Genomic DNA, 14,773 nt, shown 5'->3' with positions numbered 1-14,773 from the left:
CACTTTTAGTCACGACAAAGCGAGTGGCTAAACAGGCGGCGCGACATTTAAAATACGTGAAAAGTTAAATTCGTGATAAATAAAATACATAAAAAGTAAAAGACGTGCGTACAGGACATGAACACGATGAGATAAATGTAAAAATAAGTTGTTAGAAACAAAAAAGCCAGTCATTGACATGACTGGCTTTTTTTAGCGCTTGTGAGCCGCTATTAGTCTTCTTTTAATTCGATTTCTAACTGCTTAGCCACCGCTTCAGGCGAACTGCTGTTACGTGCAAATAAGCTATAAGCTACTGGTATGACGATTAAGGTAAAGAACGTCGCTAGTAAAATACCTGACAACACCACTACCCCAATCACGAAGCGCGTTTCGGCACCAGCTCCAGAAGCTATCACCAATGGAATGGCGCCTGCTGCAGTCGTGATCCCGGTCATTAAAATCGGACGAAGTCGTTGCGTAGAGGCTTGCAAAATCGCTTGCTGAAATTCAACACCACGGTCGCGCAGTTGGTTAGAAAACTCAACAATCAAAATACCATTTTTAGCCGCCAAACCAACCAACATGATGATCCCAATTTGGCTGTAAATATTGATACTTTGCCCAGTGACCCATAAACCAACCAATGCACCGAGTGTCGCTAATGGCACGGTAAGCATAATCACCATGGGGTGAATAAAGCTTTCAAATTGCGCCGCTAACACTAAAAATACGATGCCCAGAGCCAGTAAAAACACAAAGTTCATTGAGCTACCCGATTCTTGGTAATCCAACGAAGGGCCTTTATAGCTAATTACCGCTTCCGCAGGCAGATAAGTGGCCGCGAGAGTATTCATGTAATCTAATGCCTCGCCTAAACTGTAATCTGCTGCAAGGTTAGCTTCTAAGGTAATTGAGCGCATGCGATTGTAGCGGTTGAGCGAACTGGCATCGGCAAACTCTTCAATCGACACCAAGTTAGATAATGGAATTAATTCTTGAGTACGATCAGAGCGCACATAAATGTTTTCCATGTCTGTCGCCGTGCTTTGGTTCTCGCGATTACCTTCCACAATCACATCGTACTCTTCACCATCGCGCATAAAAGTAGTAACTAAGCGCGAGCCCAGCATTGACTCTAATGTACGACCTATATGCGACACAGAAACGCCTAGATCGGCAGCACGTTCACGGTCAATCACTACCCGCAATTGCGGCTTTGTTTCTTGATAATCATGATCTAAACCGACAATATTATGATTATCTTTGGCTTTTTCGAGCATGATGTCACGCCAATCAGCCAGCTCTTCATAACTGGGTCCGCCAATCACAAACTGCACGGGTTTCCCTACTCCACGACCAAAAGCCTGGCGCATAATCGGGAAAGCTCTAATGCCGGCTAGATCAGCTAAACGCTCACGGATCTCGACAATGATTTCGTTAGCACTGCGCCGTTCTGCCCAGTCTTCGAGTACTATAATTGCCATGCCATTTGAAAAGTCAGAGGCAGTACCAAAGCCGCGCGGAGCACGAATAAGCAAACGCTTAATTTCGCCGCTTTCCACCATAGGCATTAACCGACCTTCCACTTCATCCATATATTTTTCAATATATTCAAAGCTGGCGCCTTGTGGTCCGTTTACCATTAAGAACATCGAACCACGGTCTTCTTGCGGCGCAAACTCTTGTGGCACTTTATTGAGTAAGTAGCCGCTCAGTACAAAGGCAATTAACACCACAAGCGACACCATCATAGGACGTTTCATGCCGGTATTAAGTGTGATTAAATACCAATCGGATAATTTGCCCATCATTTTGTCGACTTGCTTAACCAACCACGGATCTTGATCAGCAGGTTTAAGCAATTTAGAACACATCATTGGGGTCAGTGTTAACGCAACAATACTTGAAAATATCACTGCAGCACTCATGGTGACTGCAAACTCTTTAAATAGCTTACCTAAATCGCCCTCCAGGAAGGTAATAGGCATAAATACCGCTACCAGTACTAAGGTTGTGGCGACCACGGCAAATGCGACCTCACGAGCCCCTAAGAAAGCCGCTTTTAACGGCGAATCACCTTCTTCGATGCGTCTGTGAATATTTTCTAACATCACAATCGCATCATCTACCACCATACCAATGGCGAGGATCATCGCGAGTAACGTTAATAAATTGATGGTGTAACCGAGCGCATAAAGCACAATAAAGGTTCCTAGCAACGATACCGGTACCGTCACAGCAGGAATTAACATCGCCCTTACTGAGCCTAAAAACAGGTAAATCACCACAATCACTAATATCATCGCAATAAACAAGGTTTGATATACCTCGTCAATAGACGCTTCAATAAACACAGAGCTGTCGTATGAGCGTTTAATCTCCATGCCGGCTGGCAATGTCGGATTTAATTTGTCGACTAACGCATTGGCCGCTCGAGCAACTTCTAAGGTGTTGGCAGTTGACTGCTTACTGACCCCTAGACCAATCATGGCCTCTTTGTTGCCCCTAAAGATAATTCGTTCTTCTTCAGAGCCAATTTCAACCTTAGCGATATCACCCAGTTTGACTAAATAGCCATCATCACCCTGGGTAATCACCAAATTAGAAAAATCCTCAGCTGTTTTGAATACTCTATCCAAACGCACGGTAAAATGACGTTCTTGGGATTCAATAGAACCTGCAGGTAGCTCAACGTTTTCCGAGCGCAGTGCATCTTCCACATCTGACACGGTTAAGTTGCGAGACGCGAGTGCTTGGCGGTCTATCCAAATCCGTAATGCATAAACCTTACCGCCACCAAGACGTAATGTTGATACCCCGTCGATCACCGAGAAACGGTCAACTAAATAACGGTTGGCATAATCAGTAAGCTGCAAAATGTCCATTTGATCAGACACGAGGTTAAGCCACATGATCACTTCATCGCTGCCATTGGCTTTAAAAATAGATGGCGAATCCGCTTCTTCAGGCAATTGCTCTAATAAGCCAGAAATCCGGTCGCGCACGTCGTTAGTGGCAGCTTCGATATCGCGGTTAATATCAAATTCAATCGTGACGCTTGAGCGCCCATCACTGCTCGATGAACTGATATGACGAATACCTTCAACACCACTAATTTGGTCTTCAACTAATTGGGTAATTCGACTTTCTACAACCGAGGCACTGGCACCACGGTAGCTTGTTTCTACCGAGACAATCGGTGGATCAATATTTGGGTATTCGCGTAGCGGTAATTTACCAAACGACACTAAGCCCAATACAATCAGCAAGATGCTGATAACCGAAGCAAAAACCGGTCTTTTAACCGATAAGTCAGTTAATATCATGCCGACTTCTCCGTACCTTCGACTTGAGCAAACTTAAAGTTTTCCGCTTGTTGCACTTTCACTTCATCACCCGGACGTACTTTTAAAATACCGCGAATAATGACTTGCTTGCCTACTTCAAGACCGTCAGTAATTTCAACCCAACCACGGGTACGAATGCCCAGAGTCACTTTCACTTGCTCTACTTTATTGTCAGCATTCACAACATAGACAAAATGATTATTTTGAATAGGAATAATCGCCGCTTCAGGTAATAACAACGCTTCGCGGCTTTGTTTAATTAACTTCACTTTCATTAACATGCCAGGTAGCAAGCTTAAATCGCTGTTTGGCATTACGGCGCGCACGATCACGGCACGCGTACTTGGGTTAACTCGGCTATCAATAGAGGTCACGACGCCTTTAAATACGCGGTCGGGATAAGCAACAGCTCTGGCTTCGACTAACTTGCCAGGTTTCAACTCCTGAATAAAACGCTCCGGTACTGAGAAATCTAATTTAATTTTACTGATATCATCCAATGTGCTGATTTGCTCACCAGGGGTGACTAAGCTGCCCACACTCACTTGGCGCAGACCTAACCGACCAGAAAAAGGCGCTTTAATAATGCGATCATGTAAGGCAGCATTGGCCTGCTCAACTTCAGCACGGGTGGTGTCGATAAGGCTTTGTAGCCGGTCTCGTTCCAATTCAGCAATGGTCTTACTGGTCACAAGGGCTCTAATTCGCTCTAACTCACGTAAATTTTCTGCCAGTTTTACTTCCGCAACCGCTACTTTAGCTTTTTGCTCGTCATTACGAAGCAACACCAACACTGAACCTTTCTCAACAAGCTCACCATCATCAAAGTTGATTTGATTAACAATTTCGGCAACTTTCGAGGTCACGATAATCGATTCATATGCTTTACCTGTTCCAAGTGCTTCCACTTCGTCACGAATCGGCATCACTTCCACTTTAGCGACTACCACATTGGGTATCGCTCGAGGACGTTGTATTTGTGCTTTTTCAGGCAGGAAAGAGAAGTAACCGAACAGCGCGATTGACACTATGGCGATCAGTAATAGTATTTTTTTCATTGTTTGTCCGTAACCATCCAGGAAAATGAATATTTATTATTAATAACAGAGATTGTACTCAGCAAACCGCTTGCTTCAAGGCGTTTTACTTACGCCAACATATTACGCATATACGTTAAAAGTGGTTCACCATGACAACTTATGCAACAAACATACACCTTACGCAACATTAACGCATAAATGTTGCGTAAAAATGCATAAAGCTTAATTTAACACCTATCATCACAAGTTAACTTGTTACAAATAGCTTACATTCGACACATATTGTGACAATTAGCTTAAAAAAAAAGACGCATAAATGCGTCTTTTTTAATCTACAGAGTAAATCACTTAGGGTCTTTGACCACGCGTCTTACCACCTTCACCACGTTCACCACGTTCTTCACGTTCTTCACGTTGCACCGGTGCTTGTCGTTGTGAATTTTCAGAGATTTTACGATCTTCTTGCATAAGATCTGACAAGATTTGATACACTTCGGTGATCGCTTCATTGTCTAGCTCATTATCTTCTACATCGTGTAGTAAGATTTTAGTTTGATCTGGGTTGTCGGTTTCTTCAAGCAATAAACGATAATTACCCTTTTTCAATGTGAGCTTTTCATCGCCCCATAATGAACTCCAGAACCCACTGCTCTCTTCTAAATTAATGAAGAACAAGCCTTTGCTGGTATCCATATCGACAACATCAAAGCCCATTTCTGGCAGCACTAAACGTAAGCGATCCCACACAGATTGGTAATTTGCATCCGCTAACCAGTAAGCAGCATCTGAAGCAGCACCAGTCACTAAGTCAACTTTAATACCCAAACTTTGTTGAATACGTGCAGCACGAATGGCTCGGTCACGTTCAACACCCATATAACCAATGGCATTGTTAAGCATGTCGGTGGTATAACGACGTTTATCATCACCACTCAATAAGATTTTTTGATCTTCGCCGTTATAAAACTCTTCGTGTTCTAGCAAGCTAATCGCTACGCTACCAGAGCGACCGTGAGGCTTAACGTCGATGTTATAGCTATAACGCTGACGCAGCGTATACACTTTATCGCTACCCCACCAACTAGACTCAATCAGTTCTTCGTGTTCAATCCAATCGGTTTCGATAACACCGGCTGCGTAATCTTCAGCACGAATAACCATGTTGCTCTTGGTTAAGTAACCTTTAATGACATCAAAGATTTCTTGTTTAAGATCAGTGGTACTTTCAATTGAATCAATCACAACACGAATATTGTCACTGCTTTCTTCAATATGAGAGCCTTCTGCCATTGGCAGCACTTGAAGCGGCGCACGAATATCGAGTTTTTTACCGATTAACGCTTTGTCAGACTTAGTTCCAACAGCTGGGATTTCATACTCTTTGCTGTAAGTTGGAGTATTTAACCCTTCAGGAATAGTCAATAACGGTGAAGTTTCAGCATTAATGAAGTCGTCATTGCCATTGGCTTGACGACGATCTAATGGCGTACTGCAAGCTGAAACAGCTGCAACAAGAAGTAACGGAGTGACTTTCTTTAACATGAATTTATTATACCTTTATCTGGGCTTGTTTCATTGTTTCTATTAACAGACCATGAAACTGCTCAGAAAGTTCAGTTAAAGGCAAACGAATATGTCCATGAGAGATTAATCCCATCTTGTGAACGGCCCATTTCACTGGAATTGGGTTGGCTTCACAAAATAAAGAACTGTATAAGCCCTTTAATGGCTCATCAATCGTTTTCGCTAATTGTGCATCTTTAGCAAGAGCGGCATCACACATGGCTTTAAACGCACGTGGAACCACATTGTTTGCAACCGAGATGACACCATTACCGCCAAGCAATAAAAACTCGCGTGCGGTGGCATCATCGCCGCTGTAAAGCATAAAGTCTTCACCGCACAGCTCACGTAAGCGTGCAACACGGCTAACATCGCCAGTCGCTTCTTTAACACCAATAATGTTACTCACGCCGACTAATTCTGCAACGGTTTCTGGCTTCATATCAACTGAAGTTCGGCCAGGGACGTTATACAAAATTTGTGGAATGTCGGTGCTAGCAGCAACGGCCTTATAATGGGCAATTAATCCCTTTGGCGTTGGCTTATTATAATAAGGCGTCACACCAAGCATGGCGACTACACCAGTATTTTGCAGTGATTTAGTCAGCTCAACAGCTTCTGCCGTCGCGTTGGCGCCGTTGCCACCTATAACAGGAATACGACCTGAGGCAAACTTAACGGTTTGAGCCACAACAGCAGCATGCTCTTTCATTGGCAATGTCGCCGACTCACCGGTCGTACCGACTGCAACAATGGCATCTGTGCCCTGTTCTATATGAAACTCGACAAGTCTTTCAAGACTTGCATAATCTATTGTGCCATCACTATTCATTGGTGTGATTAAGGCTACGATGCTTCCGTTTATCATCTATCTTCCCCAAGGTTTCAGGATTCGCTATGTTACTGATGCCAACCACTAATGACAAGCTCTACGGCAAGCATTACCTGAAATAAGTCATTTCAGTTCTTTATAATGGTATAAGCTAGCATTTTTCGACCTTAGCCACTAAAAAATAATCACATTAATGTGACCGATATGGGTTAGTATCTTGAGGTGTTTTGCAGATAAATGTTAGCATTAGCACCCGCACAAAAACGCACTGCATCGGCATGCGTTTTCGCTCAGAGATATCGACAGTGAGGAAAATCCATGACCAACTACCTGGTCGTTACGGCAATGGGTGCAGATCGCCCTGGTTTAGTCAGTCGTTTAGCGCGTTTAGCAAGTGAATGCGATTGCGATATTGTCGACAGTCGTATGGCATTATTCGGTAATGAATTTACCTTAATTATGATGATATCGGGCTCGTGGACCGCCATAACCAAAATTGAAAGCTTATTACCGAGTTTAAGTGTCGAACTTGAATTAATGACCGTAATGAAGCGCACCTCAAAACACACACCTAAAAACTTTATCTCGCGCATTGAAGTGTTGTTTAACGGCGAAGATCAGCGTGGCACCATGAAGAGTATCACCCAGTTTTTGGCCGAACGGGGCTTAGATTTAGCCGCGGTTCGCTCGCACGCTGACGATAATGACAATCTTAAAACGCAATCCATTTTATTGGCAATTAACATTCCCGATAAAGTCGACTTATTAAAGCTTGAACAAGGTATTCACGAATTGGCAGAATCAATGTCACTTGAATGCACCATCAAGCGTATGCAAGGCATTGCGGCGCCTTAACAATATTTCATTACTCAGAGTAATCACGTTGACAAGTTGAACCTTGTTCAGCCAGGCTGCGTATTATCTGCAATTCATCTGATAAGGATAAATCATGAACACATTAACCGTAGGGGATACTGCACCTAGCTTTAGTTTACAAAACCAAGCGGGCGAAACCGTGTCTCTTAAGCAAGCTCTCACTCATGGCCCAGTGCTGGTATACTTTTACCCTAAAGCCTCTACCCCTGGCTGCACAGTGCAAGCTCAAGGATTGCGTGATGTCAAAGCCCAACTCGATGGTCTAAACGTCACCGTGTTCGGTATCAGCCCAGATCCAGTGGCAAAGTTAGCCAAATTTGCAGACAAACAAGCACTCAACTTCACCTTACTTAGCGATGAAGACCATGCTGTTGCTGATGGCTTTGGAGTGTGGGGCCCAAAACAATTTATGGGCAAGCACTATGACGGAATTCATCGTTTAAGCTTTATCGTGGGCACTGATGGCAAAGTTAGCCATGTGCTCAATAAGTTTAAAACCAAAGACCATCACGAAGTGGTACTGGCAACATTAGCGGAATAGTTATCAAATTCGCAGTCAACATTGACAACTATCGATAACTCCCGGCAATAAAAAAGGCTTAGCAATTATGCTAAGCCTTTTTGTTACCCGCTAACGGTTAAACCGTTTTAGGGTCGTCCTGTTGTTCAGGCTTATCTTCTTCTGTTGGCGCATCCACTGTCGCTGACTCATCAGCTAATTGACTCACCGCAACGGCCGCCGCTTTTTTCTCAGCGGCTACCAATTTGGCTTTTTCTGCCGATTCTTTTTTCGCGATAACAGCTTGTTCTTCAGCAAGTAAACGCGCCTTTTCTTGCTCTTCAAACTGTGCAAGCTCTTCTTCTTTACGACGCGCCTTATCGATTGCGCGTTGTTCAGCTTCTTCTGCTTCACGGATAGCTCGCGCTTCCGCTGCGGCTTTAGCTTCTGCTTCTGCCAATGCCTTAGCTTGGCGGTCAGCTTCATCATCTAATGCACGTTGAATAATCGCTTGGTCTTGTGCTTCTTGAGGTAACAAACTGATTAACTCAATTCCCACAGGGAACTCAAATGGACCTAAACCTGAAAGTACTTTTACTTTACCTTCTTTGGTTAAATACACTAATGGTAATGCGGTTTCACCGTAGCGCTTTTTAAAGTGCTCATAAGTAAAGTTTTCAGTAATGTTGGTGACTTTTAACACTGCACCCTTGGCCATTAAACTGGCAATTTTGGCGTATGAGATATTTTCACCAAACAAACACAAACGTTTTAAGTAAGTCTCAGACAATTGATGACGGGCACTGCCAGTGTCAGCATTGTTCAAACCATACACTTTCTCAACACCCAGTAAGTCTTGGAAATGGAATGACACCAATGGGTTTAATTGACGATATGGCGACATTACAAGCACGCGACCTACACCACTTAAGTCCATGTAGGTTTCAGCGTGTTCTGACGCAGGGTTACCAAAGTACACCGGAATATTTTCCATTCGCGCCTGGCGAATACTGTCCCAGTTATTATCAGCTAACACCACTTTGATATTTTTCGATATTAAAACTTTCGCCAGTTCACGTGAAAAATTAGATGCACCAAAAATCAGTAAACCTTGGTTCGAACCTTCTTTTACACCCAAAAACTTAGCCCATCGGCCAGCCGTTAAACTCTGAATAACAACGGTACCAATAATGATTAAAAACACTAACGGTACAATGGAGGTTGCCCCCTCTAAGCCAACCGCTTCAAGCTTAATCGCAAATAATGATGAAATTGCCGCGGCAACAATACCCCTTGGTGCAACCCAGCTTAAAAACCATTTATCTTTTGATGATAAATTAGTACCAAGCCCCGATATCCAAATGCTTAATGGTCTTGCCACAAACATCACCACTAATAAAACAGCAATACCGCCAAAGCCAAGGTCAAGCATCGCACCAGAATCTAATCGCGCCGCCAGTAAAATAAACAGTGCCGAGATCAGTAGTACAGTAAGGGTTTCTTTAAATTCTAAAATGTCGGCAATGTCTACGCCGCGCATGTTAGCCAATAGGATCCCCATCACGGTTACGGTCAATAAACCTGACTCATGCTGTACTAAGTTAGAACCAACAAACACCCCTAGCATAATGGTTAATACTGCGGTATTGAGTAAGTAATGTGGAAATAGGTTTTTACGGATAGCCAAACCCGTTAAATACCCTGCAATAGCACCTAAACCAAAACCAATGACCAAAGTTAAGCCAAGGGCATGCAATACATGAGTCGTGGGATCGTTCGAAACCGCAATATACTCAAACACCAAAACCGCCATTAGGGCGCCAATGGGGTCAATCACAATACCTTCCCAGCGCAAAATACTGGCGAGGTTAGATTTAGGTTGAACTGTACGTAGCATTGGCACAATTACGGTCGGGCCAGTTACCACGACTAGGGCACCAAATAATGCGGCAATACTCCACTCAAAGCCCATTAAAAAGTGCGCGGCAGGGACAATCACGAGCCAGGTAACTAATGCACCAATACTCACCAGATTGGTGACCATACGGCCATGATCTTTAATTTCTTTAAAGTTTAAGGTCAATGCGCCTTCAAATAGAATGACCGCAACCCCTAACGAAATAATCGGGAAGAGTAAGTCGCCAAAAATCTCATCAGGATTTAAAATGCCTAGGCCTGGACCTAACAATAAACCGCAAAGTAGTAGCGGTAAAATAGCAGGTAAACGTAACTTCCAACCCACCCATTGACACAAAAGCGACAACACACCGATTAATGCCAGCATGCCTGTGATGTGTTCAACCATATTTGATTCCTTCTTTTAATAACACTGCAATAAGTAGCAACACTTGCAATGTGCTTCACGATAATACGTGAACTGATATATGCTTCTGGTTTATTCGTTTTATAACCTAAACCGAAAAAGGTTAGTACGATGTTAATCAGTAATCGCGATCTCATTCCTTATGACTAACCGTAATGAAGCGCTAACTCAACTGAATAATATGTCGGTTATTTGGCGCAAATTCAGCATATAACATACTAATTTCACTACATGATCAAGCACTTTTTGATCGTTATCACATTTTGTATTAATCGCAAAATAGCTTACTAAGCTTATAATTTAATTGTTAAAAACTCATGTCATTTTATCATATCACCTTTATCTTATTGGCGATTAAATCGGCAAAAAAAAACCTTGATATTCCAAGGTTTTATTTTTTCATGCTAAATGATCAATTGAGGTTATTGCGGCACCCTCACTTTTCCTTCCATCAATACCCTAGCACTGCGGCTCATAATGGCTTTTTTCACCTGCCAATCGCCATCCACAAGTTGCGCTTCAGCGCCCACACGTAATGTGCCCGACGGATGGCCAAAGCGCACAGCACTGCGCTCACCACCGCCTGCAGCTAAATTCACTAAGGTGCCAGGAATAGCTGCTGCGGTGCCAATAGCGACAGCAGCTGTACCCATCATCGCATGATGCAGTTTACCCATAGATAATGCACGTACCACTAAGTCGATGTCGGCAGTGGTCACTGCTTTACCACTTGATGAAACATACTCAGCGGCGGGTGCGACAAAGGCCACTTTTGGCGTGTGTTGACGCGCGGCGGCTTCATCAATGTGTTTAATTAACCCCATTTTAACCGCACCATAGGCACGAATAGTTTCAAACATAGCGAGGGCTTTGTCATCATTATTAATGTCATCTTGCAGCTCTGTGCCCAGATAATTAATATCGGCAGCATTAATAAAAATAGTCGGAATGCCTGCATTGATCATGGTGGCGTTAATGCTACCCACACCTGGCACCTCTAACACATCAACCAAGTTACCCGTTGGGAACATCGCGCCCTCGCCGTCTGCAGGGTCTAAAAACTCCACTTGCACTTCAGCAGCCGGAAAAGTCACGCCATCCAGTTCAAAGTCGCCTGTTTCTTGTACTTCACCGTCTGTAATAGGGACATGGGCAATAATGGTTTTTTGGATATTGGCTTGCCAAATCCGTACCACTGCGGTGCCATTGTGCGGCACACGGCTTGAGTCAATTAAGCCATTGCTGATAGCGAACGATCCCACTGCTGCGGTTAAATTACCGCAGTTACCGCTCCAATCGACAAAGGGTTTATCGATTGAGACTTGACCAAATAAATAGTCGACATCGTGTTCAGCTTGGGTACTTTTAGATAAAATAACCGTTTTACTGGTGCTCGAGGTTGCTCCGCCCATGCCATCGGTCTGTTTACCATATGGATCTGGACTGCCGATAACACGCAACAACAAGGCATCGCGCTCAGGGCCAGCAAATTGGGCGGCTTCGGGTAAATCCGCTAAGCTGAAAAACACCCCTTTGCTGGTGCCACCACGCATATAGGTGGCAGGGATTTTAATTTGTGGTAAATGAGCCATGACAACATCCTAAAATCAAATAAGAAAACGGCAGCTTGATAACAAACTGCCGATACACCAAAAAGCGACGTTAGCTAGCGACTTCGTTGGCTAAAAAGTCTTGAGCAAAGCGTTGTAGTACGCCGCCCGCCTCATAAATTGAGCACTCTTCAGCGGTATCTAAACGGCATTTAACTGGAATGGTGACTTGCTCACCATCAAGACGCGTCATCACAACAGACATCATGGCTCCCGGTTGACGGTTACCGACAACATCATAAGTTTCAGTGCCGTTAATCTCATAGGTATGACGGTTTTCACCTTTTATAAACTCAAGCGGTAACACGCCCATGCCTACTAAGTTGGTGCGGTGAATACGCTCAAAGCCTTCAGCAACAATCACTTCAACACCTGCAAGACGTACACCTTTTGCTGCCCAGTCACGAGATGAACCCTGGCCATAATCAGCTCCGGCAATAATAATCAGTGGCTGTTTACGCTCCATGTAGGTTTCAATGGCTTCCCACATACGGGTTACCTGGCCTTCGGGTTCTATACGAGCTAACGAGCCCTGGCGCACATTGCCGTCTTCCTGCACCATTTCGTTATACAGTTTCGGGTTCGCGAATGTGGCACGCTGCGCCGTTAAATGATCACCACGGTGAGTCGCATAAGAGTTAAAGTCTGCTTCTGGTAAACCCATTTTATCCAAATAAGCACCTGCGGCGCTGTCGAGCATAATCGCGTTCGATGGTGATAAATGGTCAGTGGTAATGTTGTCGCCTAATACCGCTAACGGACGCATGCCTTTCATGGTGCGCTCGCCTGCTAATGCGCCTTCCCAATAAGGGGGACGACGAATATAAGTGCTCTGTGGGCGCCAGTCGTATTGCGGATTAACATGGCTGCCATATTCAACTTTTATGTCGAACATAGGCTCATAGACTTTGCGGAACTGTTCTGGTTTAACACTGGCTTTAACCACTGCATCGATTTCTTCATCGGTTGGCCAAATGTCTTTTAACGTGACCGCATTGCCCTCTTTATCAATACCAAGCACATCTTTTTCGATATCAAAACGAATGGTACCGGCAATGGCATAGGCAATGACTAATGGCGGAGAAGCCAAGAATGCTTGTTTTGCGTAAGGATGAATACGGCCATCAAAGTTACGATTACCCGACAATACTGCAGTGGCGTATAAATCACGGTCAATCACTTCTTGTTGAATCACAGGATCCAATGCGCCGCTCATGCCATTACACGTGGTACAGGCAAAACCAACAATGCCAAAACCTAAGTTTTCAAGTTCGGGTAATAAGCCTGCTTCTTCTAAATACAATTGTACCGCTTTTGAACCAGGTGCCAGTGATGATTTCACCCAAGGCTTACGCAATAAACCGCGGGCATTGGCATTACGGGCTAACAAACCGGCGGCAATCATATTGCGCGGGTTACTGGTATTGGTACAACTGGTGATAGCGGCAATAATCACCGCACCGTCTGGCATTTTACCCGGCTCGTTTTCGACTACACCACTAATACCACGTGCAGCAAGCTCAGAAGTTGGTACGCGGTTGTGCGGATTTGACGGGCCAGCAATGTTACGTCCAACGGTTGATAAATCGAAATGTAACACACGCTCATAGTCAACTTCGGTTAAGGTGTCGGCCCATAAGCCGGCTTGCTTGGCATAAGTCTCAACCAGTTTTACTTGCTCGTCGTCACGACCGGTTAACGTTAAGTAATCGATAGTTTGTCTATCGATATAAAACATCGCAGCTGTGGCGCCGTATTCAGGCGTCATGTTGGTAATGGTTGCACGGTCACCCAGGGTTAAATGGGTGGTGCCTTCGCCATAAAACTCTAAATATGACGACACGACTTTTTGGGCACGCAAGTATTCTGTCAGCGCTAATACGATGTCAGTCGCGGTAATGCCAGGTTGCGGTTTACCGGTAACTTTAACCCCAATAATGTCTGGCAAACGCATATACGATGCGCGGCCCAGCATCACGCTTTCGGCCTCTAATCCACCAACACCAATGGCGATTACGCCTAACGCATCGACATGCGGTGTGTGGCTGTCGGTGCCGACTAAGGTGTCAGGAAATGCCACGCCATCAAGGGCATGGACCACTGGTGACATTTTCTCTAGGTTGATTTGATGCATAATGCCGTTACCCGGTTGGATAACATCAACATTTTTAAACGCGGTTTTAGTCCAGTTAATAAAATGGAAACGGTCTTCATTGCGGCGATCTTCAATGGCGCGGTTTTTCTCAAACGCGTCTTTTTCAAAACCGGCATGCTCAACAGCCAGTGAGTGATCGACAATTAATTGCGTTGGCACTACTGGATTAACTTTGGACGGGTCACCGCCTTTTTCAGCAATGGCATCGCGCAGGCCGGCTAAATCTACTAACGCGGTTTGACCTAAAATATCGTGACACACCACACGAGCGGGAAACCACGGAAAATCTAAATCGCGTTTACGCTCAATTAACTGCTTTAACGAATCCACCAACATATCAGGTGAACAACGACGCACTAAGTTCTCGGCAAACACACGTGAACAATATGGCAGTTTGGCATAAGCGCCAGGCTCAATGGCGTTAACAGCTTCTTGAGTATCAAAATAATCGAGCTTGGTGCCGGGTAAAGATTTACGGTATTGAGTATTCATAACTATATCCACAGTTAATACAAATTGGGTGATCGACTATCAAAATCGAAAAAG

At 44.3% G+C, this 14,773-nt stretch carries 8 protein-coding genes and 1 pseudogene; 2 read left to right on the top strand and 7 right to left on the bottom strand.

The annotated features are described in order from the left end of the window. Window positions 1–212: 212 nt before the first annotated feature. The 4 genes and pseudogenes from AC19MV_RS02815 to dapA all read right to left on the bottom strand — a co-directional run bounded on the left by AC19MV_RS02815 (window position 213) and on the right by dapA (window position 6,800). Window positions 213–3,308 carry an efflux RND transporter permease subunit gene (locus tag AC19MV_RS02815; RefSeq protein WP_498305689.1) on the bottom strand — a complete coding sequence of 1,032 codons (3,096 nt, stop codon included), beginning with the start codon at window positions 3,306–3,308 and terminating at the stop codon, window positions 213–215. Beyond that, complete coding sequence (locus tag AC19MV_RS02810) at window positions 3,305–4,387, bottom strand: efflux RND transporter periplasmic adaptor subunit (RefSeq protein ID WP_498305687.1); 1,083 nt, start codon at window positions 4,385–4,387, stop codon at window positions 3,305–3,307. Before AC19MV_RS02810 ends, AC19MV_RS02815 begins: the two co-directional genes overlap by 4 nt. A 429-nt stretch (window positions 4,388–4,816) precedes the next feature. Beyond that, a pseudogene (bamC, locus tag AC19MV_RS02805) lies at window positions 4,817–5,911 on the bottom strand (NlpB/DapX family lipoprotein); the annotation flags it as partial. A 7-nt stretch (window positions 5,912–5,918) separates the two neighbouring features. After that, the gene (gene dapA, locus AC19MV_RS02800; protein ID WP_498297291.1) at window positions 5,919–6,800 is read right to left on the bottom strand and encodes a 4-hydroxy-tetrahydrodipicolinate synthase; all 882 of its coding nucleotides are present in this window, start codon (window positions 6,798–6,800) and stop codon (window positions 5,919–5,921) included. Window positions 6,801–7,082: 282 nt separating this feature from the next. On the opposite strand from dapA, the gene AC19MV_RS02795 reads away from it, so the two are divergent. Both AC19MV_RS02795 and bcp read left to right on the top strand, forming a co-directional pair. Beyond that, complete coding sequence (locus AC19MV_RS02795) at window positions 7,083–7,619, top strand: glycine cleavage system transcriptional repressor (protein WP_432403175.1); 537 nt, start codon at window positions 7,083–7,085, stop codon at window positions 7,617–7,619. A 94-nt stretch (window positions 7,620–7,713) separates the two neighbouring features. Continuing rightward, a complete protein-coding gene (gene bcp / locus AC19MV_RS02790) occupies window positions 7,714–8,181 on the top strand; it encodes a thioredoxin-dependent thiol peroxidase (protein ID WP_432403173.1) in 468 nt (155 codons plus the stop codon). 97 nt (window positions 8,182–8,278) lie between these two features. On the opposite strand, the gene AC19MV_RS02785 is transcribed toward bcp, so the two are convergent. The 3 genes from AC19MV_RS02785 to acnD form a co-directional block, all read right to left on the bottom strand. Then, on the bottom strand, window positions 8,279–10,444 hold the full coding sequence (locus AC19MV_RS02785) for a cation:proton antiporter (RefSeq protein WP_498305685.1): 2,166 nt from the start codon (window positions 10,442–10,444) through the stop codon (window positions 8,279–8,281). Between the two features lie 440 nt (window positions 10,445–10,884). Continuing rightward, window positions 10,885–12,054: a 2-methylaconitate cis-trans isomerase PrpF gene (gene prpF / locus AC19MV_RS02780; protein WP_498305683.1), complete on the bottom strand. Its 1,170-nt coding sequence runs from the start codon at window positions 12,052–12,054 to the stop codon at window positions 10,885–10,887. Between the two features lie 70 nt (window positions 12,055–12,124). Next, window positions 12,125–14,719, bottom strand: coding sequence for a Fe/S-dependent 2-methylisocitrate dehydratase AcnD (acnD, locus tag AC19MV_RS02775; protein ID WP_498305682.1), 2,595 nt, complete (start codon window positions 14,717–14,719; stop codon window positions 12,125–12,127). Between the last annotated feature and the right edge of the window lie 54 nt (window positions 14,720–14,773).

Source organism: Shewanella sp. MF05913 (assembly GCF_059758095.1).
Note: the sequence above shows the minus strand (reverse complement) of the source record. Positions and strands in the feature narration are given on the sequence as shown.

What these genes read in the sequence shown, in the direction of transcription:
- prpF (WP_498305683.1), bottom strand. Translation starts at nt 12,054, where the DNA reads ATGGCTCATTTACCACAAATTAAAATCCCTGCCACCTATATGCGTGGT.
- dapA (WP_498297291.1), bottom strand. Translation starts at nt 6,800, where the DNA reads ATGATAAACGGAAGCATCGTAGCCTTAATCACACCAATGAATAGTGAT.
- acnD (WP_498305682.1), bottom strand. Translation starts at nt 14,719, where the DNA reads ATGAATACTCAATACCGTAAATCTTTACCCGGCACCAAGCTCGATTAT.
- AC19MV_RS02810 (WP_498305687.1), bottom strand. Translation starts at nt 4,387, where the DNA reads ATGAAAAAAATACTATTACTGATCGCCATAGTGTCAATCGCGCTGTTC.
- AC19MV_RS02795 (WP_432403175.1), top strand. Translation starts at nt 7,083, where the DNA reads ATGACCAACTACCTGGTCGTTACGGCAATGGGTGCAGATCGCCCTGGT.
- AC19MV_RS02785 (WP_498305685.1), bottom strand. Translation starts at nt 10,444, where the DNA reads ATGGTTGAACACATCACAGGCATGCTGGCATTAATCGGTGTGTTGTCG.
- bcp (WP_432403173.1), top strand. Translation starts at nt 7,714, where the DNA reads ATGAACACATTAACCGTAGGGGATACTGCACCTAGCTTTAGTTTACAA.
- AC19MV_RS02815 (WP_498305689.1), bottom strand. Translation starts at nt 3,308, where the DNA reads ATGATATTAACTGACTTATCGGTTAAAAGACCGGTTTTTGCTTCGGTT.